This window comes from Mucilaginibacter litoreus, assembly GCF_042676805.1.
Taxonomy (GTDB): domain Bacteria; phylum Bacteroidota; class Bacteroidia; order Sphingobacteriales; family Sphingobacteriaceae; genus Mucilaginibacter; species Mucilaginibacter litoreus.
The window spans coordinates 462,687-489,293 of the sequence record NZ_JBHTHZ010000014.1 but is presented as its reverse complement, the minus strand read 5'-3'; the positions used below and the strand labels follow the sequence as shown (position 1 = coordinate 489,293).

Below are 26,607 nucleotides of genomic sequence, written 5' to 3'. Positions count from 1 at the left end.
AATTCTGTTATTTCATTACTTTAATTAAAAATACCTCAACCAGCTAAAAGCCTTACGGCTATTCAGATAGCTTAAGTTTTGCTCATTGTTATACGCTTCTTTTTCAAAAGCAATGTGTAAATACGCCTTGTTGTGCTGCCCGTATCTGCCCAGATTAGCCAGATAGTTTAACAGATAGAGCACATAAAACGGCAGTACCAAAAGCTCGGCCTGCTGGCGCAAATGAATCCGCTCATGGTTAATAAGCGCCTGGTCGTGTTTCATCCGCTGATCTTTAACCAGGATAAACGGAAAAAGCGCCATGCCGCTAACCTTCATGAACGGGCATACTACTATCAGTTGTTTTCCCATTTTACTGGCGGAAGCGCAGGAAGTTCATAAGCTTTTGGATGGCGCAGATAGCGTTTAAGGTTTGATTTTATATAACTGATAAATTCATAGTCGCCGGCGGTAGTCACCAAAAAGTAACCCGGCCGGTATTTTTGCATAAAATCAGTAAGTTGGGGCTCCTTTAAACGGGTTACGCCTTGCACAAAGGTTTTGTTAAAGCGGTAATCGATTATTTTTTCCCGGTATTCCGCATCGATAATGTTACGCAGCTTTTCCGCGTTATGCGCCGATTTACTAAAAGCATTGTACAGCGCGTCGATGCTGAAACCCACCCCTCCGGGGCCAACATTCAACAGGTCGGGGTTGGCACTGCTTCCATAAATCTTACTGTATTCGCTTTTTGTTTTGGCTAATTGTCTTTCTGGAGATAAAAAGCTATCACGAATAGTAACCTCTGCCAACGGTATTGCTTTTGGTTTTAAGTAAACCGCAAGGGCCTGATAGTCCTTTATTTTGATAGTATCCGGATAGTAATCGGCTTTGTTGCAAATTAAAAAATCGCCAGGCTTCACCTCAATGCTAAACTCGCCTTTAAACGTATTGTAAACAGCCTTACCTGTTGCAGTATTGGTTATGCTTACTTTCGCAATCCTGCCTTTGGTGTTACTGTCAAACACAATACCGGTTACAGCACGCTCCTGAGCAAAAGCGCTTAAACTACAAACACATAAAATGGTAAAAAACCATAACTTCATTGCAAGCATTAAAGTTATAGTTTTTAAACAGGGATTATACTTCTTTAACAATCTTTAACACGCTATTTCACTACCACAAGTTTCTGGCCTATACGTATATCATTACCTGGTAACTTATTAAGCTCCCTAAGGTCATCAACTGTGATACCAAAACGCTTGGATATATTATATAGTGTATCGCCCTGTTTTACGGTATAAATCTTATCATCAGGCGAGGCCTGGCTTGTCGTATCTTCTGAAGGGTTGTTTGCCTTTTCGCTGATCTCTGCCAGTACCCGGTCTTCACGTTTGATCTTGGCAATTTCACCTTCAGGCCTGTCGTACTGATCTAACTGATACTTATTAATGATATTAAGCAGCAATTGCGGATATTTTGGATTGGTTGCATAACCGCAGGCTTTTAAGCCATACGCCCATCCGGTAAAATCATTCCTGTCGAGCTCAAACAGGCGGGCATAGTTTTTCTTCTTCAAAAATTCTGAATGGTCCCGGAAAGATTCTTCGGCACTGTTGTAGACCCTAAAACAATCGTTCTCATTATCATCATTTTTGTAGTAGGATTCTCCGGCCCAGTTAAATCCGCATTTTATACCAAAATGATTGTTGGCAACCTTAGCCAGTTCGCTGTTACCACTGCCCGATTCAAACAGCCCCTGTGCCAGTGTGATACTTGCCGGTATGCCGTATGTATTCATTTCCTGAATGGCAACATTCTTATAGAGTTCGATATACTCTAACGACGAAAGGTCTTTATGCGCTGCTATAGTAGCCCGGTTCCGTTTTTGTATGGATTTGTTGTTTTTGCGGGCTTTGCTGCTGCTTATGGCGCCTTTGTGGGCCGAACATGATGTAAAACAGAAAGCGGCAATTAATAACGTAACTATCCTGCGCATGCTTTAGCTTATAACTGAGCCAAACTTAAAGTAAAAAATACAATTATTAATCGTTACTGGCTATTTCCTGCTTCCTGGTACTATCAGGAACAGGTGAATTATCCAGCTCGTTAAGGTCGTACTTTTTGATAATGCCCATTACCTGCGCCGACCATTTTCTGCTGCTGGCATAACCGGCACGCTGAATGCCGCGGGCCCAGCCTTTATAATCATATTGGGTTAGCTTATCAGCCAGGTGGCTGAATTGCTTGCGCTCTGTCATGATGCGTGCAAAATCCTTGAAAGAATCTAAAACGCTATCGTACCGTTTGTACGCGCTGCGTACTTTTTTATTGTTTTTGTAGTACACGGCACCACCGCCGCCTTTAACTCCAAACTGATTGTTAAGATTTTTTGCTATGGCGCTTTTGCCACTTCCCGACTCGTGCATGGCAACACCAAGAATAATGCTTGCCGGCACCCCGGTTTCATGCATGATACGAATGGCATTATCTTTGAACTTATCGATGTAGGATTGTGAAGCGCTCTGAGCTGAAACAGCTGAGGTAGATGCAATAAATACTAAAACTGAAAAAATAGTAACAGTTAAGAGTTTCTTCATAATTTACTTTTTTCTGATGATCAAGAGGCCATCCCGCACAGGCAGAATTAATTTTTCAACCTGTGTGTTAACAGCTATTTGTTCATTTAGTTTGCGAAAACTTTCTGTATCGGCATCTTTTTGATGCTCATCATACACTTTTCCTTTCCACAAAACATTATCAATTATTATTAACCCTCCGGGCCTTACTTTATCAAGTATTAACTCAAAGTACTTAAAATTATTTCGTTTATCCGCATCAATAAACACAATATCGAAGTTATTATACTCAAAATCAGCTATAACAGCCTCGGCAGCGCCAATATGCAGCTTTATTTTTTTATCCACATTTGTTAGCTTGAAATGTGAATTCAGCATCTCCTCATACTCTGCGTTCACTTCAATAGTGTGCAGCACCCCACCTTCTGCAAGGCCTTCAGCAAGGCAAATTGCGGAATAACCTGTAAACGTACCTATCTCTAATATGAGTTTAGGCTGCATCATTTTGCTGAGCATGCTAAGTACGCGACCCTGGTAATGCCCCGAAAGCATGTTTGCTTTCAGCATTTTCAGATGAGTTTCCCTGTTGATTTTTTGCAAGCCGGCGGGCTCGGGGTCGCAATGGTTATCAAGGTAAGCCTGTAAAGCCGTGTCCAGAATTTCCATGCTACAAATGTAAGCATTTTATTTTCAACCCTTTTTAGGGCAGTAACTGTCTAAAAAACAGCACAAATAAAAAGCTCTGCATCAATTACGACGCAGAGCTTGCAAGAATATTTATAGAATTATCTACCACCCGGAGGGCAGTGTTCTTTTATATAATTAGTATATAGCGTGCGCAAATGCGTGGTGGTACCCGGCCCTTCAGATATACCATGTGTGCGGTTAGGGTACGACATCAGTTGAAACTGCTTATTGTATTTAACCAACTCGTTGATCAACTCTTCCGCATTTTTATAATGGACGTTATCATCGCCGGTGCCGTGGATGTAAAGTAAATTACCTTTTAAGTTTTTTGCATAGGTAATTGGCGACCCTTTAATGAAAGGCTCACGGCCTTCGGGCGTTGTAGGCACACCCATATAGCGCTCCTGGTAAATGTTGTCGTAAGTTAGCTGATCGCCAACTGCTGCCACGGCAATGCCTGTTTTATAAATTTCAGGATATTGGAACATCAGGTTAAGCGTAGACGACCCGCCACCGCTCCAGCCCCAAACCGCTATCCTTGTGCTATCAACAAACGGCCATTTCATAACTTCTTTTGCACCCATCGCCTGATCTCGGATATTGATAGTTCCTATATTCTTGTAAATAGCCTTGCGCCATGCCGCGCCTTTAGGTGCAGGGGCGCCGCGGTTTTCTAAAGACATATAAATATATCCGTCGGCAGCCATATCACCGGTGTATAAAAAGTTTCTGCCGGCGCCATATGTATCGGTAACTGTTTGAGAGGCCGGTTCACCGTACACGTAAAATACAACAGGATACTTTTTATTCGGATCAAAATTGGCCGGTTTTTTCATCCAGCCATCCAGCTCAATACCATCAACTGTTTTTACTTTAAAAAACTCGGTTTTATTTTGGGCATTAGCATCTAAAGCAATAGCTTCGCCGGCAATATGCTGATGATCGGGCAGGCTGATCACTTCGCTTTGCGGACGTGTATAAGCATTTGAAAAATTGTGGATGGCTAATTTCGCGTTAGGCGATACTTCATAACCATGTGTGCCCGGTTGGCTGCTCGGGGACAGGCGCTCCTCTTTGCCGCCTTTTATTTTGATGCGATACAGATAATTTTGAGTAGCGTTGTTTGGCGAGGCATTAAAGTATATATAGCCGCCGGTTTCATCTATCAGTTCTATACCGGTGATGTCATAATTGCCTTTGGTTATCAGGGTTTCCTTACCTTCGCGGGTAATTCTGTAAATGTGCCTCCAACCATCTTTTTCGCTCACCCACAAAAATTCTTTACCATTATTAAGCCACTCCCAACCTACCGGATTGCCATTGTTCCAACGCGATTTTCCGTCTATCCAGGCGTTGTTGTTTTCCTGATGTATGGCCCTGCTGGTGCCATTGGATATGTTGGCAATAAATATCTTGCTTTCTGTTTGGGCGCGGTTCAGTTGTTCTAATATAATTTCATTCGGGCTTTTAGTCCACTCCATGCGGGTTACATAATGTTGCACAGGGTCGCCGGGGATATTCATCCACTTTGTAATCGCGGTATTTATATCAACTACGCCAATTCGGCACCGGCTTGGGTCTTCACCTGCAACCGGATACTCCACCGGTACAGTAAATGAGTAAGTAGAGTCGGTAGTGTTCAGCATCAAATAATTCTTTATTTTGCTTGCATCTATCTGCCAGTAGGCGATGTTGCGTCCGTCCGGCGCCCAGCGAAAACCGTCGCGGCAATCAAACTCTTCTTCATAAGCCCAGTCGAACGTGCCGTTAATCAGTCTTTTGGTGCCATCTGTAGTTAGCTGTTTAATTTTGCCGTCGGCAAGGTTTTCTACATATATATTATGTTCGCTAACATATGCTACTTTGCTGCCATCCGGAGAAAACTTGGCAAACATCAATGATGATGCCGGCAAGCCCTTGCCCAGCTTAACCAAAGTTTTGCTGTTTGTATCATAAACCCAGTAATCGCCGCGAGTATCGTAGCGCCATACCCTTTTTGTATTGTTGTTGATCAGCACTTTCTGCCCATCGTCGGAAAGTCTGAACCTGCGGACAGCAATTGGCGATTGCCCCTGCGGCGTAAGCATCTGCCTGGTTATCCAGGTTGTTTTCTTGCTATCATCGCGGGCATCAACCAGCATTATTTCGCCATCTTTAATTTTATAATACTGGTTGCCATCTTTTGTCCAGTTTGTTGCCTGTGCGCCGGCTGTACCATGCCAAAGCACTGCCAGCAATAACGCTACAGAAAATAATCCTGTACGGTAAAACTTTATATTCATACTGTTTATTTAAGAGTGGTTATAAATAACCGGTAAATTTTGCGTTAAATTAGCATTTAAAAGCCTTCTGTATTATTTCTCATGAAAAAATTACATATCCTGTTAATCTCTCTTTTTTCAGCATCAGTACTCAACGCCCAAAACATCGACAGGAGCAAGTTTATTACCGACAGCCTTGATAATTATATTAACCGGGCGCTCACTAACTGGCGCGTACCCGGAGCGGCGGTTTGCATTGTAAAAGACGGAAAGATTGTGTTGATGAAGGGATATGGGGTAAAGGAGTTGGGCCTGACCAATAAAGTTGATGTAAACACGCTATTTATGATAGGCAGTAACACCAAGGCTTTCACAGCAACTGCTTTGGCTATGTTACAGGCCGAAGGTAAGCTTTCCCTGGATGAGCGGGTAACAAAATACATTCCTGAATTTAAACTGGACAACCGCCTGGCAGGGGAACAGGCTATAGTTAAAGATCTGCTGTGCCACCGACTTGGCTTTCGTACGTTTCAGGGAGATTTTACTTTTTACAATAGCAACCTGAACAGACATGAGGTGATAGAAAAGCTTGGAAAAATGAAAGCTACCTATCCGTTCCGTACCACCTGGGGATATACCAACTCGGCTTTTTTGACAGCCGGCGAAATAATACCCCGTGTTACCGGTAAGCAATGGGAACAATATTTAAAGGAAAGTATCTTTTCTCCACTTGGCATGAACAATACGCTGGCGTTAACCGCAGATATGCCTAAAGCGCTCAATCGTACCGCTGCCCATACGCTGGTTGACGGACGCTTAACCGCCATTCCATACTGCAACATAGATGGTTTAGCACCGGCTGGAAGTATAAGCTCATCGGTAAGCGATATGGCTAAATGGGTAATGGCACTGCTTGATAACGGCAAAGTAGGCAACAAACAGGTAATACCTGTTGCGGCAATAACAGCTACCCGCCAACCCCAGGATGTGGTAGGAAACGTTAATCACCTGAACGGCGACAGTGGCTTTCAGCTATATGGCTTAGGCTGGTTTCTGCAGGATTATTGCGGCCGCCGCATCGTTATGCACGATGGGGGCGTAAATGGCTATGTATCATCAGTAACCTTGGTACCTAAAGAAAAACTGGGTATTGTTATACTCACAAATACTGACCAAAATGCATTGTACGAGGCCTTAAGATGGGATATAATGGATGCTTACTTTAAAAACAAGAACTACCATTACAACGATACCTATCTTCAATTTGATAAAACTAACACTGCACGAGAGCTTGCCCGGGATAAAAAGATGCGGGATAGCACTTTGCTTAATTTAAAGCCGGCACTTAGCTTAGGAAAGTATACCGGTAAATACATGAATGACCTATACGGAAACATGGAGGTGACCAAAGGCGATGGCAATAATGAGCTGGAAATGCGCTTTGAACATCATCCACGGATGTTTGCCAAATTACAGCCGCTGGGCGGAAACCGTTTTTACGTAACGTTTTCAGACCCGACACTGGGTAAGGCGGTATTTCCATTTACGATAGCTAACGGCAAGGTTACCAGCATACGCGTAAAAGTAGCCGACTTTGTGGAATACAACCCTTATGATTTTAAAAAGATGGATTGATGTTGCTGGATTTCCTTATAAATCATAAGTAATCTGAAAGGGCGGCTTTTAAGAGAGCAATCAGATCCGGGTCATTGTACTGATATTCATCATCAATATTTAAAACAATAAGCGGTTTGACTTTAAGATTAAATTGCTGTTTCAGGATATCCCGGTGTTTATATTCCATCACCAAAATAATCTCGGCCCAATCCACCAGTTTTTGACTTACTCTTATACGCGCTTTATCACTTGTTCCTGCGGATCTTGCAGTGTGCTGATGATTGCTTTTAAACAATAGTTCGGCAGTAGGGCTACGCCATTTGTTTTTACTGCAGATAAAAAGAAGGTTGGCTAATTGGTGGTCTTTAAAACAGCAAAGAGATAAAATTAATTTTATCTCTTTGCTGTCAAATATTCTTTTAGATATTTATTCAACACTCTTTACCGTGACAGTGAATATAAGTATTGAGTTTGCAGGTAAAGTGCCTGTTTGCAAATTTCCATAAGCTAATCCAGAGGGAACAATCAATAATATTTTACCTCCGCTTTTTATTTTCGGCAATCCAATTTTCCATCCGTCTATGATGTTGCTGTTAATGGAAAGCCCGGTCACAAAACTATTATCTGCACCTAACTGCTTATCTTGTATGTTTTTTAAAATATAATCTGTAGTAACAATAGAGTTGGTTGTTACCTGTGCACCCGTACCAGGATCCAATATTTGAAAATACAAGCCAGTCTCATCTTTAGTTGCATTGATATTTTGATGAGTATCAAGGTATGCTTTTATCACTTGATCGTCTATTTTAGCCTGCTCAACCGGATCGAAAGCTTCAGGAGGCGTATCATCGTCTTTTGAACATGATGCAAACCCAAGTGCAAACATGCTTAATATCAGTATAAATCTTTTCATGTTACAATTAACGTACTAAAGACTGATTATGATACAACAGATTTAATTTTTAATTCATTCAGCTGCGCCTCGGCAATGGTTGATGGAGAGTCGATCATAATATCCCGCCCGGAATTATTTTTGGGGAAAGCGATTACATCGCGGATAGAATCCAGCCCTGCAAAGATCGACGCCAGCCTGTCAAAACCGAATGCTATACCACCATGCGGAGGTGCACCGTATTCAAATGCGTCCATTAAAAACCCAAATTGCTTTTGCGCTTCTTCGGGTGAAAAGCCCAGATGCTTAAACATGAGTGATTGCAACGCTCTGTCATGTATACGGATAGATCCGCCGCCAATTTCAGTACCGTTTATGACCAGGTCATAAGCATTGGCGCGCACATTACCCGGATCTGTATCCAGCATGGCTATATCCTCTGGCTTTGGTGAAGTAAACGGATGATGCATGGCATGGTAGCGGCCAGATTCCTCGTCCCACTCCAAAAGCGGAAAATCAACCACCCATAACGGCGAGAATTTATCTTTATCCCTTAATCCTAACCGGCCGCCAATTTCCAGTCGCAACTCGTTAAGTTGCTTACGTACTTTATCCGTTTGGCCTGCCAAAATCAAAATAAGGTCGCCCTTTTCAGTTTCAAATGCAGCCGACCATTTTGCCAGCTCTTCTTCGTTATAAAACTTATCTACTGATGATTTTATGCTGCCATCATCGTTATGGCGGGCATAAATAAGGCCGGTAGCACCAATTTGCGGGCGTTTAACAAACTCGGTAAGCTCATCCAACTGTTTACGCGTATAAGCGGCACAGCCTTTTGCGTTGATGCCTACAACCAATTCGGCATTATCAAAAACCCCAAAACCTTTTCCCTTAACAATATGGTTCAATTCAACAAACTGCATCCCAAAGCGAGTGTCGGGTTTGTCCGATCCATACAGGCGCATCGCATCGGCATATTGCATGCGTGGAAACTCATCAAGCTCCAACCCTTTTACCGTTCGGAACAATTGCCTTGTAAGCCCTTCAAAAATATTCAGAATATCCTCCTGTGTGATAAAAGACATTTCGCAGTCTATTTGTGTAAACTCAGGTTGTCTGTCCGCACGCAGGTCTTCGTCCCTGAAACATTTTACTATCTGGAAGTAACGGTCAAACCCGCTCACCATCAACAGCTGCTTAAAGGTTTGCGGCGATTGCGGCAGGGCGTAAAACTCACCAGGGTTCATGCGGCTGGGCACCACAAAATCACGCGCACCTTCAGGGGTCGACTTGATAAGCACGGGGGTTTCCACCTCAATAAAATCAAGCTCTGACAGGTATTTACGTACCTCCTGGGCCATTTTACTGCGGAGCACCAGGTTATTGCGTATCGGGTTGCGGCGCAAGTCAAGGTAGCGGAAGCGGGCACGCAGTTCTTCGCCCCCATCGGTTTCATCTTCAATTAAAAACGGTGGTATCTTTGCCGCATTAAGTACCTCGAGTTCTGTAACGGCAATTTCAATTTCGCCCGTTGGTATTTTAAGGTTTTTGTTAGAACGCTCTAATACTTTGCCTGTAACTTTAACAACAAACTCGCGGCCCAGTTCACGGGCCTGCTCACGCAGCTGCACATCAGTATCGGTATTAAAAACCAGCTGGGTTAAGCCATAACGGTCGCGTACATCTATAAACGTAGTGCCGCCCAGATCGCGCGATTTCTGAACCCATCCGCAAAGGGTGACAGTTTCACCTAAATTGCTGATATTTAATTGTCCGCAAGTATGTGTTCTTAGCATATCAATTTATTTGAAAATTCAGCAAAAGTACATTTTTGGCCCGAAAGCCAAAAGGTTTTTACCGTTAAACCCAAAACCAATTATTGCAGCTTCAAGCCCTAACCAATCAAAAATAACTTACATTTGATATATGATACAACAGCTTGTTTATGAAGACCAGCTTTTTGAAAAGCTCAATTTTGAAGGCAACCATGCAAGGCAAAAAGAGTATCAGAGCTGCACATTTAAAAATTGCAATTTTACAGAGAGTGATTTTATGCGCAGCCGTTTTTTAGATTGTGTTTTTGAAGACTGCAACTTAAGCATGGCAAAATTTGAAGGCACGACCTTGAATGATGTGCTTTTTAAAAATTGCAAAATGCTCGCAGTCAATTTTAGCAAATGCGATGATTTTTTATTCAGCACAGGCTTTGAATCATGCATTCTGGATTACGCCTCATTTGCAGGCAAAAAAATGGTTAAAACACTTTTTAAAAACTGCGCTTTAAAAGAGGCAAGTTTTACGCAAACCAATCTAACCGGTTCTGCCTTTGATAACTGCGATCTGGAAAACGCCGTATTTAACCGTACAGACCTTTCATCCGTAAATTTTGCATCGGCTTTTAATTTTATTATAGACCCAGAGATAAACGTGTTGAAAAAGGCAAAATTTGCATTGACCGGGCTGGAGAATCTGTTGACCCGCCATCAGATCAAAGTAGTATAAATCAAGCGCTATTCTCCTTTAAATTCCGGCTTGCGTTTTTCTAAAAATGCAGAGACGCCTTCAGTAAAGTCCGCTGTAGAGAAGCAGCCTGCAAATTGTTCAATTTCTGTTTCATAGCCGTTAACGCCATCTGTAAAGGCGGCATTTATCGCTTTGATTGCTGCAGACAGGGCAAGGGGAGCGCGTGTAAGCATTTTCTCCATGATCTCGTCAGCTTTGGGTAACAGATCGTCCGGAAAAGTGACGTGGTTAACCAACCCAAATTGGAGTGCGTCTGCCGCGGTGATCATATCAGCCGTCATGATCATTTCGAGCGCCCTGCCACGGCCAACCAGTTGGGTTAATCGCTGTGTGCCTCCGTATCCCGGTATCAATCCTAAAGTAACTTCAGGCAGGCCCATTTTCGCGCTATCAGCAGCAATGCGTATATGGCAGGCCAATGCCAGTTCTAAGCCGCCGCCAAGGGCAAAGCCGTTGATAGCTGCAATAACCGGTTTGCTGGCATTCGCTATCACATCAAATACTGTTGTTTGTGCATTCTGCGCGATTTCTTTTCCTGCGGCGGCATCCTGTCCTCCAAATTCTGCAATATCAGCGCCGGCAACAAAAGCTTTTTTACCGGCACCTGTAATAATGATACCGCCAACCGCTTTGTCTGCAAGGGCTGTTGTTAATGCCTCATGTAACTCGGCCAATGTAAAGCGGTTTAAAGCGTTAAGCTTTTTTTCACGGTTGATGGTGATATATTGTATCCGGTTTTTTACCTCAACAAGAATGTTTTCAAATTCCATTTAATGTCAGTTTAAAAATTACGGTGGGCGTATACCCAATTAGTAATATAGTCTACAATCCGGGCGGTACTTGTCCCGGGAGGAAAAAGCTCGCCCACACCCATTTTTTTCAGCTCGGCCATATCATCAGCCGGGATGATGCCCCCGCCGGTAATTAAAACATCATCCATCTGTTTCTCTTTTATTAAGGCAAGCACCTTTGGAAAAACAGTCATGTGTGCGCCGGATAGTATGCTGATCCCAATAACGTCCACATCTTCCTGCAGGGCGGTGTTCACTACCATTTCGGGCGTTTGGCGCAGGCCTGTATAAATTACTTCCATACCCGCGTCCCTTAGGGTAGTGGCTATGATACGAGCGCCACGGTCATGCCCGTCCAGGCCAACCTTGGCAACTAAAACGCGTATTGGGCGGTTAAACTGGGTATCACTCATTGTGAGCCGAAAATTGGTTGCTGTAAATGTAGGAATTTTTAAACCTGAGGCCAATTTATTCACTAAGCCTCAACCAGCGTGTTCACGAACACACAGGTGAACACCGTGAACATGCGTAATTTGCTAATAATCAGAGCCATTTAATTTCAGGTGACATGACATTGTCAGTACATGTTCTGCTGCCGGGGAAAACAAGGGCAAACAGGGAGCGCCTTACATGCAATCCTTTTTAAAACACATTTATGTTTGGGAATGACGGGTTTGTATAAAAATGTATAATTCTGCGTACTTTTACACCTCTTAGTATTATCATGAGCGAAGAAAGATCACTTAACTTTATAGAAGAAATTGTTGAAGAAGACTTAGCCAATGGCAAGCATGCCGGCAGGGTGTTAACCCGTTTTCCGCCGGAGCCTAATGGCTATCTGCATATTGGCCACGCAAAATCTATATGCCTTAACTTTGGGCTGGCGCAAAAATATAACGGCAAAACCAACCTGCGTTTTGACGATACCAACCCCGTAAAAGAGGATGTTGAATATGTTGACAGCATCAAGGAAGATGTAAAGTGGCTGGGCTTTGAATGGGCACAGGAGCTTTACGCCTCCGATTATTTTGATAAACTTTACGATTTTGCTGTTGAGCTGATAAAAAAAGGCCTTGCCTATGTTGACGATAGCACAGCTGAAGAAATTGCCGCACAGAAAGGCACCCCTACAGAGCCTGGCACGGGTAACGAATACCGAAATCGCAGCGTAGAGGAGAACCTGCAGCTTTTTGCCGATATGAAAGCCGGTAAATATGCAGATGGCGAAAAAGTACTCCGCGCTAAAGTAGATCTGGCATCGCCAAATATGCACCTGCGCGACCCGCTGATGTACCGCATCAAGCATGCGCATCACCACCGCACAGGCGACAAATGGTGTATTTACCCCATGTACGATTTCGCCCACGGCCAAAGCGACGCGATAGAAGAAATCACGCATAGTTTATGCACGCTTGAGTTTGTTCCCCACCGCCAGCTTTATGAGTGGTTTATAGAGCAGCTGGAAATTTTCCCAAGCAAGCAATATGAATTTGCCCGCCTTAACCTTAACTATACCGTGATGAGCAAGCGCAAGCTGCTGCAACTGGTAGAAGAGGGACATGTTGACGGGTGGGACGACCCCCGCATGCCTACTATCAGCGGATTGCGCCGCCGGGGTTACACACCGGCCAGTATCCGCGAATTTTGTGAGCGTATAGGCGTTGCCAAGCGCGAGAACATGATTGATGTGAGCTTACTGGAGTTCTGTATCCGCGAGGACCTGAACAAAACCGCATGGCGCCGAATGGCTGTGTTAGACCCTGTAAAACTGATTATTGATAATTATCCCGATGGCCAAACAGAAACTTTTAGCGGCGAGAATAACCCCGAAGCAGAAGGCGGCGACGGCAGCCGTGAGTTTCCATTTAGCAAAGAGTTATGGATTGAGCGTGACGACTTTATGGAAGCGCCAACTAAAAAGTACTTCCGCCTGGGTGTAGGCCTGATGGTACGCCTCAAAAATGCTTACATCATCAAAGGCGAAAGCTTTACCAAAGACGCAGAAGGCAATATTACGGAGATACATTGCAGCTACCTGCCCGAATCAAAAAGCGGTAACGACACCAGTGGTATCAACGTAAAAGGGACCATCCACTGGGTAAGCGCGCAACACGCTAAAACAGCCGAGATACGCCTGTACGACCGCCTGTTTAAGGTAGAAGACCCAAGTAATGAGGAAGGCGACTTTAAAGATTACATTAACCCGGATAGCCTGCAAATCATATCAACTGCCTATATAGAGCCTGATCTGGCGAACGCTGTTGCAGGCACCCCTGTACAGTTTATGCGCAAGGGCTACTTTACACTGGATAAAAATTCGACGCCAGACAAACTGGTGTTTAACCGCACGGTGACGCTAAAAGATAGCTGGGCGAAAAAATAGTGCAGTTATTAGTATGCGGTTAGCATTGAAAATATTGCTAACCGCATTTACAAACTGCTAATTCACAACCATTAACGTCGATCTCAATATTTCTTATAAACATTATACAGTACATCCAGGTCAAACTGGGTTAGCCGGGATGAACCCTCGCGTTGCACAAAATGTCGTTTAAAAGCGCCGATAGCGGCAGGCAGGTTGCTGGTGTCATAACCTATCAGGCGCAAGGCCGTAGCGTAATCAAAATTAACCGGCGCGGGAACGATAATAATGTCCGAGTAATAACCAAAGCCTTTTTGAGCTAACAATTCCCACGGAAACCGTAACCCCGGGTCTATTTTTCTGCCGGGGGCAACATCGCTGTGTCCAATAAAATTAGCGGTTGGTATGTTGTAATCTTTCTTGAGCTTTGCCAATAAAGCCAGCAGGCTGTTGATCTGGGCTGTTGAGAACGGCTCGTTCCCTTTGTTATCAATCTCGATACCAATAGAGCTGCTGTTCATATCTGTAACATTTCCCCATTTACCTGCGCCGGCATGCCAGGAGCGCATATAATCGTTCAGCATATGTATCACCTTGCCATCTTTGCCAATCACATAATGAGCGCTGACCTGCGGCTTAACCATTGTAAAGGTGCGTATGGTTTGCTGCACCGAATCCTGCGCGGTATAATGAATAACTACATAGTTTGGCTTACGCAGGTTGAAGTTTACCGTCCCGATAAATTCTGATGGAATTGGCCGGCCAGCGCTGTCTACCAATGTAGCAGGCGTTTGCGCCAGGATCATACGGCTAAGCGTATCGGCATGCTCGGTATAGATCTTGTTGGTCGATGCATACGGCGAAACTACCTTTTTTGAGCACGATGATAATATGGCTGTACCCCCCAGCGCCAGCAACAGTAAGAGTTTTTTCATAAGCTGCTAAACTACGCAATTTTTGTGCCTTGTATGGGTTGAAGAACACTTAGCTTTTACTCTTGTCAATTACAATTTAATACCTTGATACATCCCTTTTATAAGCCAGTAGAAAATATGATTAATCCATAATAGCTCTTAAAAAGCCCATCAAATCATATTCGCCTATTTCATTCGTCAATTCGACGCTATCAAACTCATGCCAAGGGTGGTCAAGCTCGCTATCCCAGGTATTAAAATGCAGGTCGGGCATGTGCCATTTATCTGCATATAACCACACTCTATCAATCAGCTTTCGGTGAATGAATTTTTCGGCTTCTACTAACGGAATGCTTGTCGGATTATTGAGAATAATGAAACTATGGTTTTTATAATTAGAAGCATCACGATACAAGTATGAAAATTTGATGTTAGGCATACGGCTAAAATAGCCGCATTATGAAATATGTCAATCGGATATAAGTGAATTCAGGGTTTGAATTTATCATTATGCCTTCTCAAAAAAGCAGCTTCTGGAGAAAACTTTTTGGGCTGTATTAAATTCTTACCATTAAAGGCAATAAAGTTATCACAGATACTTGGCACAGAACTATTTAATAAGATTGATGATACTTTGATTTTAAGATCTTCTGAAATTGTTATCAAACCACGTTCAAACGCTTTATCGTGCAACGCATTTAAGGATAATCCATTGCGAGGATTAAGCCGATTGCCAGCATCTTCGCTCCATGGTAAAATGTGGCTTGCGATAAGTAATTCTGGCTGGTCTATTCCTGTTATACAACATTTATAATTGAAGTTGCTTAGCACCATCTTTCGAAACACCGTTTGATTCAACCGTACGAGTATAGGCCTTAATTCTTCACGACCCAACAAAACATCTTGCTCATATTGTTCTGTTGGATTTAATGCTTCAATCGTAGTATTCTTTTTTTGGGCAAGCAGTTGTTCACTCTCTATAAATAATTCATCCCAATTGTTAGTATACTCCTGCCAAATCTGTTTGTCTAACTTGCTTACATTCTCTAATCCTTTAACTCCACGAGCTTGCAGCTTTGGATCAAAACTGGCAAAATTTCCGAGTTTTCGTGCAACAGCCGATGGAGAACGGCCAATTATTGCGGCCAACTCTCGCACATCTTTATTACTTGCATGCATCTGGCCAAACCGTATTTTACTGTAAAGATTTACAGTAAGTAAAAGTTCTTCTTTTGTCCAGAGTGTTTGACCAGGCTTCATATTCAGCAGCTAATATTGCAAAAGAATAAGAACTTACAAAGCTGTTAATACACTACCTACATGTATATCTTTTACGGTCTGATTTAATGCAGTTCCAACTTTACTTCCTCAATACTGCCCTATACTCAACAATACCAACGTACAGGCATAATCTGTACTGATGCCGTTTTCATGGGCCATTCGCCGAAGCTCTGAGTTTTCGGTCCCGGGGTTAAAGATGATGCGGCGGGGCTTGGTTTTTATGATATAGTCATACAGAGCGGTCTGGTTTTGCGGTCCAACGTACAATGTTATGGTGTCAATATCGGTATGGATCGTTTCTGGCTTTTCTATGGGCACACCAGCTACTTCCCCGGTTTTGATGCCTACGTTAACAATGCTGTGCCCGTGCCCCACCAATCGGTTTGCTGCAAGGTAAGCGTATCGGCTTGGGTCGGGCGTGGCGCCTAATATGAGTGTTTTTTTATCAGCCATACCAGTATAACGTGAAAAAGCGGGCGATAGTTTTGGGAAGCGGGAGAGGGTGGCGCGCGAGCCTGTTTACTGTTGTTGGTTGCAGGGAATGAGGTACAGAAGTATCCCGGCACACAAAATTGATCAGGACATATAATAATCATCGTATCCGGCACCCCGCAACGGGCAACCGGCAACACAAACAAGCCTTATCAACAAAAATTAAAAAAGTTTAAAATGTTTTACAATGGCAGTCGTCCTTATCTTTATAAACAACAATACAATTGGAAGCCGCGATAATGCCTCAGGATAAAAACAGCCACATCATACAAACAATAGCGTCGTATGGTAAAAGCCTGTTAGGTTTTATACGCAAGCGGGTAAAAAACGATGCCGATGCCGAAGACATTCTGCAGGATGTTTGGTACCAGTTCAGCAACGTTGTAAATGCCGGCCCCATAGAGCAAACCGGCGCCTGGCTGTATCGCGTTGCCCGCAATAAGATCATCGATAAGCATAAAAAACATACCGAAAGCCTGCTTGATGACCTGACACCAACCAGCGAGGACGATGATGAAGCGCCTGACTTTGCCAGCATATTGCTAACAGAAGCCACTACGCCCGAAACGCAATACATACGCAACTTATTTTGGGAACAGCTTTTTGTAGCGCTTGATGAGCTGCCCGAAAACCAGCGACAGGTATTTATCTGGCAGGAACTTGATGATATCCCGTTTGAGGAGATTGCACGCCGGACAGGCGAAAATGTAAACACGCTGGTATCACGCAAGCGATATGCTGTACTGCACCTTCGCAAGCGGCTTAAACAATTGTATAAAGAGATCAATGAATATTAAAGACAAAAAAGACAATGGGAACATATAATAACCGTCACCGTTTTAAATTTCTGATACCGTTTGGTATTGCCGCCCTGTTGGCATTGGTAAGCTTTGTGGTAATGCAGCTGTGGAATAACCTTTTACCGGATATTCTGCATGTAAGCACTATAACGTTCTGGCAGGCCATGGGCATATTTATATTGTGTAAAATTCTGTTTGGTTTTGGGGGCGGCCCGCGGGGTGGCGGAGCTCCCTGGATGCGACGTAAACGCATGATGGAAGAAAAATTCAGGAATATGTCGCCAGAGGAACGGCTTCGCTTTAAACAACACTGGCAGGATCGCTGCGGATGGGGTAAGCGCCGGGCCGACTGGGCAAACGAATTTAAAGAAGAGCCTGTAGCTGCGCCACATCAAGACGAAGCAAAAACAGAATAACATCATACTTATCCCCTACATCAACCACAAAACTTAACAATATGGATGTGCTGGTTTTTAAAACAAGCGTGGCAAGCCGGAAGGAGGCAAGCCGGGTAGAACTGTTGCTTACCGCCATGAAAGATATCAGGCAGTATAATTTTGACCTGGAAGATTGCGACAATATCCTGCGGGTGGTAAGCAGCGGGCTGGAGCCACAAACCATTAGCCATGCCCTTAATATGGCTGGTTTTGAATGTGAGGAGTTGCCTTATTGAGTTGGCGGTTTTCAGCATGCAATTGGCAGGCTGTATTAAGATGCAAATCACAACCGCAGACTGATTTATCCGCTTACAATTCTGTTTAATAAAGCTATTTGCCCGCTATGATAAATATGGTGTTGAATAAGGCCCTCTATAAGCGCCTCGTACGTTACACCATTACCAAGAGATGGATCGCGGTGATCGTTGGTTAGCTGCGACCATCTATCCGCCGGAAAACCATTTATAACGCCCTCAAGGGTTACATTAGCTAATTTAAAATCATTCTGAAGCTGCTGCCATTTGTGTTCATCCGGGTGTCCGGGCTTTGGCCAATCGCCACCGGCAGGTTCACTTGCTTCTTTACCATGCAGGCGTTCAGTCACTTCGTGCGTCCAGCTAAGCATGTGCAGCATAATACCTGCGATGCTATGAATTGATCCGGGCGGAGTTTCGTAAGCAGCATCAAATGATACCTGATTGAGGATGTCATAAGTGGCCGGCCCATACCAGGGGTCGCCGGTAAGTACGCTCTGCAGCGAGGCTATAAGTTTTTCGGTAATTATCATTTACTCCTAACAGCCATAACCCCTATTAGTGTTCGCCAAAACAAAAAGAGCATCTTTCACGGATGCTCTTTTGTTTATTTCTGCCTGAACCAAACCTGTATTGGCGCTCCGGTAAACTCAAAGTTTTCGCGCAGTTGGTTTTCAATGAACCGGTAGTACGGATCCTTAATATATTGAGGCAGGTTACAAAAGAAAGCGAACATTGGTGTAGCGCCCGCGATCTGCGTAATGTATTTTATCTTAACGTATTTACCTTTAATGGATGGTGGCGGATAGTTTTCAATAATGGGTAGCATTACTTCGTTCAATTTGGAAGTTGGGATTTTACGCGCTCTGTTCTCGTAAACCTTATTAGCTACGTCAATAACTTTAAGCACCCTTTGTTTTTCTAATACTGATGTGAATACGATGGGTACATCTGTAAATGGTGCTACCTTCTGGCGGATCTGTTCTTCAAAAACTTTAACGGTTTTGCTGTTCTTTTCAATCAGGTCCCATTTGTTAACAACAATCACAATGCCTTTTTTATTTTTCTCGGCCAGGTGAAAAATATTGATATCCTGCGATTCGATGCCTTCCACCGCATCAATCATTAAAATCACCACATCAGCCTCTTCCAGGGCCTTGATGGTTCGCATTACTGAGTAAAACTCGATGTTCTCTTTTACCTTGGTTTTTTTGCGGAGGCCTGCGGTATCTATCAGCATAAAATCATGCCCGTACTGGTTGTAATGTATGTGGATAGAGTCGCGGGTAGTGCCTGCAATTGGCGTAACTATATTACGCTCTTTACCTATTAAAGCGTTGATTATGGATGACTTACCAACATTAGGGCGACCAACAATGGCGTATTTTGGGCGGTTGTTCTCTTCTAAAGGAACATCTTCAAAGTGTTTTACCACTTCGTCCAGTAGCTCACCCGTACCGGAGCCCGTCATGGAGGATAGAGTATAGATCTCACCTAAACCCAGGCTATAAAACTCGGTAGCATCTGATACCTGCGAGGTATTATCAACCTTATTTACTACAACAAAAACGGGCTTATTCCCTTTACGCAGCAGGGTAGCAATCTCATCGTCCAGATCGGTAATGCCTGTAGTTACATCAACCACAAACAAAATAACGGTCGCCTCTTCAATGGCAATCATCACCTGCTCGCGAATGGCAGTTTCAAACACATCTGCCGAGTTAGCCACATAACCGCCCGTATCAACTACCGTGAACTGATGGTCGGTCCACTCGGAAGTGCCATAATGCCTGTCGCGGGTCACGCCGCTAAAATCGTCTACAATAGCTTTACGGCTTTCGGTTAAACGGTTATATAAGGTACTTTTGCCAACGTTGGGCCTGCCTACTATTGCTACTATATTACTCATGGTGATTAGAATCAAGAATTAAGAGCCAAGAACCAAGACGACGCAAAAATCGTGAACTTCTCCTAAATTCTGTATTTATGTATTAATTTTCTTGAATCTTGATTCTTACATCTTGATTCTGTTAGCTTTATTCGTACCCGAATTTTTTAAGATAATTTTTTTTACTGCGCCAGTCGGGTATTACTTTAACAAACATTTCGAGGAAAATTTTACGCTGGAAGAAGTCTTCCATATCCTTGCGGGCATATGTGCCTACAATTTTTAGCATCTCGCCCTTATTGCCTATAATGATATTTTTTTGCGATTCGCGCTCAACAATAATTTCGGCGCTTATGCGGTGCAGCTTCTCGCCCTCTTTAAACGCCGTAACAATAACCTCCGTGCTGTAGGGTATCTCTTTTTTGTATTGCTTAAATACCTGCGCACGTATCATCTCAGATGCAAAAAAACGATCGTTACGATCGGTAAGCGCATCTTTTTCGTAATATGGCGGATGCTCGGGCAGGTTCTCTAATACGAATTCAAATATGCCTTTAATATTATGATCATGCAGGGCAGATATGGCAAACACCGCTTTCGGATTCAGCTTTTCCTGCCAGTAAGCCGCTTTCGCACGAACTTCTTCCTCGTTGCTCAGGTCTATCTTGTTGATGAGTATAGCCAGCGGCGCTGTTGACCTTTCCAGCTTTTTAAGCACATCCTCTTCGTCGTACTCCTCTTTGATATCGGTAACCAGCAAGATCAGGTCGGCATCTACAATGGAGCCTTCAACCTGGTGCATCATGCTTTCATGCAGGGCATAATGAGGTTTAATAATACCGGGTGTGTCAGAAAACACGATCTGATAGTCCTCATCATTTACTATACCTAATATACGGTGGCGTGTTGTTTGCGCCTTTGGCGTAATGATAGACATCTTTTCGCCCACCAAGGCATTCATAAGGGTTGACTTACCCGCGTTGGGTTTACCAATTATACTTACAAAACCAGCCTTGTGCGACATAAAAAAATTATTTAAAAATATTTTTGGACTGCAAAGAAACGAATTATATCTTTGCAGTCCAATAAAACGGAGAGCAAATTTGCTTTTTTGCTAATTGGAAGAAACATTTCGGGTTTATGACCGTTATGTATATACCAACAACAATAGTGCGGGATGGAGCAGTTGGTAGCTCGTCGGGCTCATAACCCGAAGGTCGTAGGTTCGAGTCCTGCTCCCGCTACCCAAGAGGACAAAGAGGCATAATTCAGATTTAATTCTGGTATGCCTCTTTTCTTTTTAGTCATAATTTGCTGTAAATAAGCAAGATACAAAAAGACGTTATTTATTCTTTTGGTTCGACACCCGTCCGTTTTCCTATCATAGTTAATACCCTCAGGAAACAACAAAAACTGGATTTGCTGCCTAACTGCATAATCCCCAGAAAGCCACTTTAAACGCATTTTAGACGCGAAATTGACCGCTAAATCAATGCATTTATCAAGGTTCGACACCTCATTTAATCCCTGGTACATTTCTCTCTCCAATTCCTTCTTTTCCTCCAAGTATTTTGAATAGTATTTATGGTAAAGTTCGGCGTTAATCTCTTCCTCGATGAATCGCTCTTCCAGGCGGCCCATTTTGGTATTAAGCTCGATTATTCGCAATTGAAGTTGCTTAACCGAATCCTGTTGATCTTTCGTTAACTGGTTGAAAGTTGCTATCATCTGAGTTTTGAGGAGATTGATGACGTCCGCAGATATGTTTAAGTTGAAATAATTTAGGATCGATGCGAAGCGCTCGTTGAGCACTGAGGCGCTTCTGTTGTTACAGCAACCGGCTGTACAGCACTTATAATAGTAAATGTTTTTTTTCTTGACTATGTAACCCCTCAATAATTTACCACAGGTGTGGCAATGAAGAAACCGCTTAAGCGGTATAGCGTCGTTTTCTTCTAATACCTTATATCCCTGTACATGCTGCTCTATAATGCCGTTGACTCTAAGAAATAGATCTCTTGAAACAAGTTTCTCTTGATTTCCATTTACTACTCGGCCTTCTAACATATTATGCGTTAGCAAGCCGCAATAGAAAGGATTTTTAAAAATCTCTGAGATGCGTTGCTTATGAAGCATTAAGCCCTTTTGGCGCAAGCGAAAGCGAATGGATTCATTAGATAAACCTTCATCGGCCTTCCAATGAAAAGCCATCTTCAAAAGTTTGCCTTTTTCATTGACAACAATTCGTCTTTCACCATTGATACGGATACTGTCGTAGCCCATAGGTGGATTTGTCGGCCAATTACCACGGAGTAACATTTCTTTCATACCAGCCACACATTTCTGCTTACGCAGCTGATTGTCAAACTCGCCAAAAAGGAACAGCATCTTCTGTTGCATCTGACCAGAGGGGTTAGACGTGTCAATCGGCTGAGTAACTGACACAATCTCTATCCCGAGTTTTCTTAACTGGTTACTTAACCAAATGGAATTATCATTACGAGAAAAGCGTTCCAAACTGTAAACAAGTATATGTGACACCTTTGCTCTGGATTTTTTAACATAGGAAAGCATAGCGGTAAATTCTTTACGTTCATCATTTTGCGCGCTTTCATAGGTGCCGCCAAAATCCGCAAGAATATTAAACCCCTGCCTCTCGGCATATTGATTACATGCCTTCTTCTGGGTTTCAAGACTTAAATTTTTGTCAGCCTGTTCTTTGCTGCTTACACGGGTATAAATTACGCAGTTTGAGCCTTTTGTCTTTGTCAGCTGCTGTGCGCCTTTGGCAAAGGAATTAAATAGCAAATTTTCGGACATGACATTTAGAGTTAAGTATCTGACTTATTGCAATTTATGAAAATAAATTCTTAAATCAAATATCTTTACGTTGGTTCCGCTGAAAAAAATTAAACATAATCACAGTGAAATTCTTAAATGCCGAAATCACTTCTAAAGCTTGTTCGTCCGTGAGCTGTGCAAAAGCTTTACATGATCTTACTTCCTCTATAGTAAGGTCCTCCTTTCGTTGAGGACTTTGCTTCTTTTCTTTCATTAGCCACCCTTCACCATTCAAGCCACTTGTCGTCATCTTAATTAAGTTTAAATTAGACACGATGGAAATCGGTAGACAAAATAATAGCAGAGCTTGCACAACGTAAAGTCCAATTCAGGGTACAACTTAATTTGTATTCCATAATGCATTAAAGAAATTGGCTTGATATCAGGAAGGCACCTTAGTTTGAACATTAGCTTTTTCGAATTTTAGCCAGTAGAAATTTGTGGCGGATTAGAATCGCCTGACTCTCTTCAGCATCTTGTGATTGTTATTCTTTCAAGGTTTTAGTAGATTTGACGCTATGGAAAAAGTGTTTTTGTGCAAGTGGGGATCATGGGATGAGTATGCTTTGAACTCTTACGATCCAGATAAAACTCAGGAAGTAGGTATTGATTTTTTCTCTCAAGATAACGGGTATGAGGAAGAGGATCTTGACGCCGTCCACAATTTGAAAGTCGGCGAAATTTATAATGAGGTTTATGGGAACCACACGATTGAACGTTTGATGTAGTTCCATCTGAGTCCAACCAAATTAAGAACAACTATAAGGAGCGAAATTTCTACGGCTGCTTGTCAACCTTCAATTTCGAAAACAAGTTGTAAGTAAACAGTTTTCGGTTACTTCTTTGATTTACGCCTACCCTCCCATTCACAAAACAAAACGCATTTCATATGTGCTTATTTGTTCATAAAGTTTGATGGTAACCGAACAAAGTCGGTTGTGTATTAGACTTGATGATCCCTTTTTCGATTTAGTTTGTTTAACGAAAACAGCTGCCTGCTCATGAAATTTAATAATATGAGATTGTTATATTTGCTGGCCATACTTTCAATTTAACTCATTTGGGAAGCACAAAAAATCATAGTCCATTAAGATATCCCGGGGGTAAAGCATGTTTATCTGGGTTTATATCAAATATTGCCCAACAAAATGGATTGGTTGGTGGTACCTATTGCGAACTTTATGCAGGTGGTGCTGGCGCTGCTCTTAATTTGTTATTTGATAATACATTTAATCAAATTCATATTAACGATGCTGATTATAGCATATATGCATTTTGGTTTTCTATTTTAAATCACACAGATCTATTTATTCAACGTTTAAGAGATGTCACCGTCGATATCAATGAATGGCATCGTCAAAAAAATATCTATCTTCAAGGTAGAAATGTCAATATAATAGATCTTGGATTTTCTACGTTTTTCTTAAACCGCACTAACCGTTCCGGAATAATTCACAAAGCAGGGCCAATTGGAGGCCAAGAGCAAAATGGCAACTATTTAATAGATGTGCGTTTCAATAAAGAGGAACTAATCAGAAGAATTGAAAAGATAGCTGCTGCGCGTGACCAAATTACGCTGACAAATGAAGATGCAGTTAGGATAATTAGAAATATAAACGAATTTCACCCTCAAGTAAACGATTTGTTTATTTATCTCGATCCCCCCTATTACAATAAAGGAAAATTATTATATTTAAATAATTACGATCACTTTAATCATCAAACGTTAGCAGCTGCGGTAGAAAATCTTATTGATGTTAGATGGCTCATTTCCTACGATAATGTTCCACAAATCATTGAAATGTATAGAGGATACAGAATGTCTTCTTTCAATCTTAATTACACTCTGCAGAGTAAGAAGTTTGGTAGTGAACTATTAGTGTTCTCACCTGATTTAATAATCGGTAATGAGATTAAGGTCAATAGCAGAAATAGTGAGTTAGTGCTTTTTTAAATCCCATGAATCAAACAATCACGGAAATTGACCCAAGGGATCTACATTTTGATCCTGAAAACCCTAGGATAGCTGAATTTAGCGCTGGTCACAACCTATCTGAACGTGATATCGTCCAGATATTATGGAATGCAATGGGCGTTGAAGAAATAGTTCTTTCAATTAAAGCGAGTGGCTTCTTCGAACATGAACCTCTTATCGCTACTGCTGAGAATGATAAGCTAATAGTAATCGAAGGTAATCGAAGGTTAGCCGCCATAAAATGCATTCTTGACCCATCCTTGGCCGATTATATTGGTATTAATAAAAACGCCTTAATGGTGCCTGAGGAAATAAAAGCTTCCTTGAGAACTGTGCCGGTAATAGTGGTTGGTGCTCGTAAAGATGCCTGGAAATTTATTGGCTTCAAACATATAAATGGTCCGGCAAAATGGGGAAGCTATGCTAAAGCACAGTATATTTCTTTAATAAAGAATGAATACCAAATTTCATTAGAGCAAATTGCGTCTCAAATTGGTGATACACATAAGACAGTTCAGAAACTGTATCAAGGCCTACAGGTCATTGAACAAGCAGAGCGAGTTGGGAAATTTGACAGAGCTGACATCAATGCACCACGACTTTATTTTTCCCATCTCTATACAGGATTATCATATGAGGGAATTAGAGATTTCATAGGCATTAAAGATGTATCTGAAGAAGTTAGCAATCCGGTTCCCGAAGATAAACAGGATAACTTAGGAGAATTACTACTGTGGTTATTTGGGAGCGCAAGCAGTCAAATGGAACCGGTGATTCAATCACAAAATCCCGATTTACGACGACTAGAAGCTATCGTTAAAAATAAAGAAGCAACTTATGCCCTTAGAGATGGTGTGCCTCTAATTGTAGCTTATGACATTAGCCAACCTAAAGATGAAACTTTTGAGCAGAGCCTGCTGGAAGCGAAACGGGCCTTACAAAAAGCTCAGTCTTATCAAACGGAGGGCTTCGACGGGAAAGACGAATCGTTGCTTAAATTAGCTTCGTCAGTAGCTAACATTGCCGACGAATTATATGACGGGATGGAACAGAAATGGAAATCTTTGCAAGAAAATGCGGGTACAAAAAAACGCTTGTTTAGCGAAGACTGATTATGTTTAAACTTCCCGATCAGATTCCGACATTGCGAAGCTCAACACAAGAATGGGCTGATTATGCAGAATATCTAGCTCTGAAAAGCGGCCAAATTTCTTTATATAATTTGGTTAAGCGACCTATGATGGTTTCTGATGAAACGATTGTAAGTGGAATTGAAGACTCGACGGATCGCTTTAATGATAAGGCAGATGAAATTGCAATGGAAATTAAAAAGCGAAAGGTAATTTCTAGAGAGCGATACCCGTATTATGCAGCCAACTTAGGTTATTCAATTAACTACGAAAGGAATGACGACCAGCATAATTGGATATACCGATTTTTATTATTGAGTACAAGGTTGAACATGACCAACCATAAAGTGCAGAATGGACTTGACGGTACACAGTTATTTGAACGCCTTTCTGCTGAAGTAGCAAAACAGTTTTTTGGTACTAATGCCGAAGCAGATATTCTAGGAACCAGTAAAGCTCAAGCTGGAGGTTTTAGAACCAAATTAAAGGAGTTGACAAAAAGAATTGGAGAAGGGGGCGAGCCGCACAATAACGCTGGCTATCAGCCACAGGACGATAATATCGATGTTATACTTTGGAAAGGATTTACCGACAAACAGCCCTCTCAGATTATAGCTTTTGGTCAATGCAAAACGGGAACTTCGTGGTCGGATCGTTTATCGGAATTGAATGTGGATGCTTTTATGAAAACATGGTTTTCAATGCATCCCGTACTCACTCCTATAAGAATGTTCTTTTGCGCACAATATTTCCCCAAGGAAATTTGGCGGCCCAGAGCAAACGAAGCAGGCTTGGTTTTTGATCGATTCAGAATTTTAGACTACTTGCCCGAAAGCCTACCAGTGGATTTAATGAATGACATCAAATCTTGGTTATTGGGCGCAGAAGCATTGAATTAAAGCTA

The 26,607-nt window shown here is 42.4% G+C and carries 29 protein-coding genes and 1 tRNA gene; 11 read left to right on the top strand and 19 right to left on the bottom strand.

Annotation, left to right across the window (positions count from 1 at the left end):
• Positions 1 to 24: 24 nt before the first annotated feature.
• From ACFQZX_RS17980 to ACFQZX_RS17955, 6 genes are all read right to left on the bottom strand, one after another.
• Positions 25 to 351: a hypothetical protein gene (locus ACFQZX_RS17980; protein ID WP_377117996.1), complete on the bottom strand. Its 327-nt coding sequence runs from the start codon at positions 349 to 351 to the stop codon at positions 25 to 27.
• Positions 336 to 1,085, bottom strand: a complete 750-nt coding sequence (locus ACFQZX_RS17975) for a hypothetical protein (RefSeq protein ID WP_377117994.1) — start codon at positions 1,083 to 1,085, stop codon at positions 336 to 338. The genes ACFQZX_RS17980 and ACFQZX_RS17975 overlap by 16 nt, the downstream gene beginning before the upstream one ends.
• A 62-nt stretch (positions 1,086 to 1,147) precedes the next feature.
• Entirely contained in the window at positions 1,148 to 1,978 is an 831-nt protein-coding gene (locus tag ACFQZX_RS17970; RefSeq protein WP_377117992.1) for a glucosaminidase domain-containing protein, read from the bottom strand.
• 46 nt (positions 1,979 to 2,024) lie between these two features.
• Positions 2,025 to 2,579 (bottom strand): glycoside hydrolase family 73 protein, encoded by a 555-nt coding sequence (locus ACFQZX_RS17965; protein WP_377117990.1) that lies wholly within the window; start codon positions 2,577 to 2,579, stop codon positions 2,025 to 2,027.
• A gap of 3 nt (positions 2,580 to 2,582) precedes the next feature.
• The gene (locus ACFQZX_RS17960; RefSeq protein WP_377117988.1) at positions 2,583 to 3,224 is read right to left on the bottom strand and encodes an O-methyltransferase; all 642 of its coding nucleotides are present in this window, start codon (positions 3,222 to 3,224) and stop codon (positions 2,583 to 2,585) included.
• Between the two features lie 119 nt (positions 3,225 to 3,343).
• Complete coding sequence (locus tag ACFQZX_RS17955) at positions 3,344 to 5,527, bottom strand: S9 family peptidase (RefSeq protein WP_377117986.1); 2,184 nt, start codon at positions 5,525 to 5,527, stop codon at positions 3,344 to 3,346.
• A gap of 81 nt (positions 5,528 to 5,608) precedes the next feature.
• Here ACFQZX_RS17955 and ACFQZX_RS17950 point away from each other — a divergent pair, with 81 nt between their 5' ends.
• A complete protein-coding gene (locus ACFQZX_RS17950; protein WP_377117984.1) occupies positions 5,609 to 7,141 on the top strand; it encodes a serine hydrolase in 1,533 nt (510 codons plus the stop codon).
• Positions 7,142 to 7,163: 22 nt separating this feature from the next.
• On the opposite strand, the gene ACFQZX_RS17945 is transcribed toward ACFQZX_RS17950, so the two are convergent.
• From ACFQZX_RS17945 to aspS, 3 genes are all read right to left on the bottom strand, one after another.
• Positions 7,164 to 7,418: a protein tyrosine phosphatase gene (locus ACFQZX_RS17945; RefSeq protein WP_377117982.1), complete on the bottom strand. Its 255-nt coding sequence runs from the start codon at positions 7,416 to 7,418 to the stop codon at positions 7,164 to 7,166.
• Between the two features lie 132 nt (positions 7,419 to 7,550).
• Positions 7,551 to 8,036: an FKBP-type peptidyl-prolyl cis-trans isomerase gene (locus tag ACFQZX_RS17940; RefSeq protein ID WP_377117980.1), complete on the bottom strand. Its 486-nt coding sequence runs from the start codon at positions 8,034 to 8,036 to the stop codon at positions 7,551 to 7,553.
• Positions 8,037 to 8,062: 26 nt separating this feature from the next.
• Positions 8,063 to 9,811, bottom strand: coding sequence for an aspartate--tRNA ligase (gene aspS / locus ACFQZX_RS17935; RefSeq protein WP_377117978.1), 1,749 nt, complete (start codon positions 9,809 to 9,811; stop codon positions 8,063 to 8,065).
• A 130-nt stretch (positions 9,812 to 9,941) separates the two neighbouring features.
• Here aspS and ACFQZX_RS17930 point away from each other — a divergent pair, with 130 nt between their 5' ends.
• Positions 9,942 to 10,517, top strand: a complete 576-nt coding sequence (locus ACFQZX_RS17930) for a pentapeptide repeat-containing protein (RefSeq protein WP_377117976.1) — start codon at positions 9,942 to 9,944, stop codon at positions 10,515 to 10,517.
• Between the two features lie 8 nt (positions 10,518 to 10,525).
• Here the strand turns inward: ACFQZX_RS17930 and ACFQZX_RS17925 are convergent, their stop codons facing one another.
• Both ACFQZX_RS17925 and ACFQZX_RS17920 read right to left on the bottom strand, forming a co-directional pair.
• Positions 10,526 to 11,308: an enoyl-CoA hydratase/isomerase family protein gene (locus ACFQZX_RS17925; protein WP_377117974.1), complete on the bottom strand. Its 783-nt coding sequence runs from the start codon at positions 11,306 to 11,308 to the stop codon at positions 10,526 to 10,528.
• Positions 11,309 to 11,319: 11 nt separating this feature from the next.
• The gene (locus ACFQZX_RS17920; RefSeq protein WP_377117972.1) at positions 11,320 to 11,742 is read right to left on the bottom strand and encodes a cobalamin B12-binding domain-containing protein; all 423 of its coding nucleotides are present in this window, start codon (positions 11,740 to 11,742) and stop codon (positions 11,320 to 11,322) included.
• 311 nt (positions 11,743 to 12,053) lie between these two features.
• Here ACFQZX_RS17920 and ACFQZX_RS17915 point away from each other — a divergent pair, with 311 nt between their 5' ends.
• Positions 12,054 to 13,712, top strand: coding sequence for a glutamine--tRNA ligase/YqeY domain fusion protein (locus ACFQZX_RS17915; RefSeq protein ID WP_377117970.1), 1,659 nt, complete (start codon positions 12,054 to 12,056; stop codon positions 13,710 to 13,712).
• An 83-nt stretch (positions 13,713 to 13,795) separates the two neighbouring features.
• Here the strand turns inward: ACFQZX_RS17915 and ACFQZX_RS17910 are convergent, their stop codons facing one another.
• The 4 genes from ACFQZX_RS17910 to ACFQZX_RS17895 all read right to left on the bottom strand — a co-directional run bounded on the left by ACFQZX_RS17910 (position 13,796) and on the right by ACFQZX_RS17895 (position 16,339).
• Positions 13,796 to 14,626, bottom strand: coding sequence for an N-acetylmuramoyl-L-alanine amidase (locus tag ACFQZX_RS17910; RefSeq protein WP_377117968.1), 831 nt, complete (start codon positions 14,624 to 14,626; stop codon positions 13,796 to 13,798).
• Between the two features lie 121 nt (positions 14,627 to 14,747).
• Positions 14,748 to 15,044, bottom strand: coding sequence for a hypothetical protein (locus tag ACFQZX_RS17905; protein ID WP_377117966.1), 297 nt, complete (start codon positions 15,042 to 15,044; stop codon positions 14,748 to 14,750).
• 50 nt (positions 15,045 to 15,094) lie between these two features.
• On the bottom strand, positions 15,095 to 15,865 hold the full coding sequence (locus tag ACFQZX_RS17900; protein WP_377117964.1) for an HNH endonuclease: 771 nt from the start codon (positions 15,863 to 15,865) through the stop codon (positions 15,095 to 15,097).
• A gap of 108 nt (positions 15,866 to 15,973) precedes the next feature.
• Positions 15,974 to 16,339, bottom strand: coding sequence for a CoA-binding protein (locus tag ACFQZX_RS17895; RefSeq protein WP_377117962.1), 366 nt, complete (start codon positions 16,337 to 16,339; stop codon positions 15,974 to 15,976).
• A gap of 263 nt (positions 16,340 to 16,602) precedes the next feature.
• Between ACFQZX_RS17895 and ACFQZX_RS17890 the strand changes: the two genes are divergently transcribed.
• From ACFQZX_RS17890 to ACFQZX_RS17880, 3 genes are read left to right on the top strand one after another with little or no spacing between them, the layout of a single operon-like run.
• The gene (locus ACFQZX_RS17890) at positions 16,603 to 17,175 is read left to right on the top strand and encodes an RNA polymerase sigma factor (RefSeq protein ID WP_377117960.1); all 573 of its coding nucleotides are present in this window, start codon (positions 16,603 to 16,605) and stop codon (positions 17,173 to 17,175) included.
• Between the two features lie 14 nt (positions 17,176 to 17,189).
• The gene (locus ACFQZX_RS17885) at positions 17,190 to 17,594 is read left to right on the top strand and encodes a hypothetical protein (RefSeq protein ID WP_377117958.1); all 405 of its coding nucleotides are present in this window, start codon (positions 17,190 to 17,192) and stop codon (positions 17,592 to 17,594) included.
• 41 nt (positions 17,595 to 17,635) lie between these two features.
• Positions 17,636 to 17,851, top strand: coding sequence for a hypothetical protein (locus tag ACFQZX_RS17880; RefSeq protein WP_377117956.1), 216 nt, complete (start codon positions 17,636 to 17,638; stop codon positions 17,849 to 17,851).
• Between the two features lie 65 nt (positions 17,852 to 17,916).
• Here ACFQZX_RS17880 and ACFQZX_RS17875 read toward each other — a convergent pair whose 3' ends face one another.
• The 3 genes from ACFQZX_RS17875 to era form a co-directional block, all read right to left on the bottom strand.
• Positions 17,917 to 18,402: a hypothetical protein gene (locus ACFQZX_RS17875; RefSeq protein WP_377117954.1), complete on the bottom strand. Its 486-nt coding sequence runs from the start codon at positions 18,400 to 18,402 to the stop codon at positions 17,917 to 17,919.
• Positions 18,403 to 18,476: 74 nt separating this feature from the next.
• Positions 18,477 to 19,778, bottom strand: a complete 1,302-nt coding sequence (gene der / locus ACFQZX_RS17870; RefSeq protein WP_377117952.1) for a ribosome biogenesis GTPase Der — start codon at positions 19,776 to 19,778, stop codon at positions 18,477 to 18,479.
• A 127-nt stretch (positions 19,779 to 19,905) separates the two neighbouring features.
• Positions 19,906 to 20,781 (bottom strand): GTPase Era, encoded by an 876-nt coding sequence (gene era, locus ACFQZX_RS17865; RefSeq protein ID WP_377117951.1) that lies wholly within the window; start codon positions 20,779 to 20,781, stop codon positions 19,906 to 19,908.
• 147 nt (positions 20,782 to 20,928) lie between these two features.
• Between era and ACFQZX_RS17860 the strand changes: the two genes are divergently transcribed.
• Positions 20,929 to 21,005: transfer RNA gene (locus ACFQZX_RS17860), tRNA-Met, on the top strand.
• Here ACFQZX_RS17860 and ACFQZX_RS17855 read toward each other — a convergent pair.
• A complete protein-coding gene (locus ACFQZX_RS17855; protein ID WP_377118621.1) occupies positions 20,961 to 22,577 on the bottom strand; it encodes a recombinase family protein in 1,617 nt (538 codons plus the stop codon). The genes ACFQZX_RS17860 and ACFQZX_RS17855 overlap by 45 nt on opposite strands.
• 539 nt (positions 22,578 to 23,116) lie before the next feature.
• Here ACFQZX_RS17855 and ACFQZX_RS17850 point away from each other — a divergent pair.
• The 4 genes from ACFQZX_RS17850 to ACFQZX_RS17835 all read left to right on the top strand — a co-directional run bounded on the left by ACFQZX_RS17850 (position 23,117) and on the right by ACFQZX_RS17835 (position 26,602).
• Positions 23,117 to 23,326 (top strand): hypothetical protein, encoded by a 210-nt coding sequence (locus ACFQZX_RS17850; protein ID WP_377117949.1) that lies wholly within the window; start codon positions 23,117 to 23,119, stop codon positions 23,324 to 23,326.
• Positions 23,327 to 23,658: 332 nt separating this feature from the next.
• On the top strand, positions 23,659 to 24,552 hold the full coding sequence (locus tag ACFQZX_RS17845) for a DNA adenine methylase (RefSeq protein ID WP_377117947.1): 894 nt from the start codon (positions 23,659 to 23,661) through the stop codon (positions 24,550 to 24,552).
• Between the two features lie 5 nt (positions 24,553 to 24,557).
• Positions 24,558 to 25,685, top strand: a complete 1,128-nt coding sequence (locus ACFQZX_RS17840) for a hypothetical protein (RefSeq protein WP_377117945.1) — start codon at positions 24,558 to 24,560, stop codon at positions 25,683 to 25,685.
• A gap of 2 nt (positions 25,686 to 25,687) precedes the next feature.
• Entirely contained in the window at positions 25,688 to 26,602 is a 915-nt protein-coding gene (locus ACFQZX_RS17835; protein ID WP_377117943.1) for a hypothetical protein, read from the top strand.
• Positions 26,603 to 26,607 lie beyond the last annotated feature (5 nt).

Coding starts and splice junctions, on each gene's coding strand:
- ACFQZX_RS17880 (WP_377117956.1), top strand. CDS start 17,636: ATGGATGTGCTGGTTTTTAAAACAAGCGTGGCAAGCCGGAAGGAGGCA.
- ACFQZX_RS17905 (WP_377117966.1), bottom strand. CDS start 15,044: ATGCCTAACATCAAATTTTCATACTTGTATCGTGATGCTTCTAATTAT.
- ACFQZX_RS17970 (WP_377117992.1), bottom strand. CDS start 1,978: ATGCGCAGGATAGTTACGTTATTAATTGCCGCTTTCTGTTTTACATCA.
- aspS (WP_377117978.1), bottom strand. CDS start 9,811: ATGCTAAGAACACATACTTGCGGACAATTAAATATCAGCAATTTAGGT.
- der (WP_377117952.1), bottom strand. CDS start 19,778: ATGAGTAATATAGTAGCAATAGTAGGCAGGCCCAACGTTGGCAAAAGT.
- ACFQZX_RS17980 (WP_377117996.1), bottom strand. CDS start 351: ATGGGAAAACAACTGATAGTAGTATGCCCGTTCATGAAGGTTAGCGGC.
- ACFQZX_RS17835 (WP_377117943.1), top strand. CDS start 25,688: ATGTTTAAACTTCCCGATCAGATTCCGACATTGCGAAGCTCAACACAA.
- ACFQZX_RS17955 (WP_377117986.1), bottom strand. CDS start 5,527: ATGAATATAAAGTTTTACCGTACAGGATTATTTTCTGTAGCGTTATTG.
- ACFQZX_RS17895 (WP_377117962.1), bottom strand. CDS start 16,339: ATGGCTGATAAAAAAACACTCATATTAGGCGCCACGCCCGACCCAAGC.
- ACFQZX_RS17975 (WP_377117994.1), bottom strand. CDS start 1,085: ATGAAGTTATGGTTTTTTACCATTTTATGTGTTTGTAGTTTAAGCGCT.
- ACFQZX_RS17840 (WP_377117945.1), top strand. CDS start 24,558: ATGAATCAAACAATCACGGAAATTGACCCAAGGGATCTACATTTTGAT.
- ACFQZX_RS17940 (WP_377117980.1), bottom strand. CDS start 8,036: ATGAAAAGATTTATACTGATATTAAGCATGTTTGCACTTGGGTTTGCA.
- ACFQZX_RS17875 (WP_377117954.1), bottom strand. CDS start 18,402: ATGATAATTACCGAAAAACTTATAGCCTCGCTGCAGAGCGTACTTACC.
- ACFQZX_RS17850 (WP_377117949.1), top strand. CDS start 23,117: ATGGAAAAAGTGTTTTTGTGCAAGTGGGGATCATGGGATGAGTATGCT.
- ACFQZX_RS17855 (WP_377118621.1), bottom strand. CDS start 22,577: ATGTCCGAAAATTTGCTATTTAATTCCTTTGCCAAAGGCGCACAGCAG.
- era (WP_377117951.1), bottom strand. CDS start 20,781: ATGTCGCACAAGGCTGGTTTTGTAAGTATAATTGGTAAACCCAACGCG.
- ACFQZX_RS17965 (WP_377117990.1), bottom strand. CDS start 2,579: ATGAAGAAACTCTTAACTGTTACTATTTTTTCAGTTTTAGTATTTATT.
- ACFQZX_RS17920 (WP_377117972.1), bottom strand. CDS start 11,742: ATGAGTGATACCCAGTTTAACCGCCCAATACGCGTTTTAGTTGCCAAG.
- ACFQZX_RS17910 (WP_377117968.1), bottom strand. CDS start 14,626: ATGAAAAAACTCTTACTGTTGCTGGCGCTGGGGGGTACAGCCATATTA.
- ACFQZX_RS17960 (WP_377117988.1), bottom strand. CDS start 3,224: ATGGAAATTCTGGACACGGCTTTACAGGCTTACCTTGATAACCATTGC.
- ACFQZX_RS17950 (WP_377117984.1), top strand. CDS start 5,609: ATGAAAAAATTACATATCCTGTTAATCTCTCTTTTTTCAGCATCAGTA.
- ACFQZX_RS17930 (WP_377117976.1), top strand. CDS start 9,942: ATGATACAACAGCTTGTTTATGAAGACCAGCTTTTTGAAAAGCTCAAT.
- ACFQZX_RS17915 (WP_377117970.1), top strand. CDS start 12,054: ATGAGCGAAGAAAGATCACTTAACTTTATAGAAGAAATTGTTGAAGAA.
- ACFQZX_RS17925 (WP_377117974.1), bottom strand. CDS start 11,308: ATGGAATTTGAAAACATTCTTGTTGAGGTAAAAAACCGGATACAATAT.
- ACFQZX_RS17885 (WP_377117958.1), top strand. CDS start 17,190: ATGGGAACATATAATAACCGTCACCGTTTTAAATTTCTGATACCGTTT.
- ACFQZX_RS17900 (WP_377117964.1), bottom strand. CDS start 15,865: ATGAAGCCTGGTCAAACACTCTGGACAAAAGAAGAACTTTTACTTACT.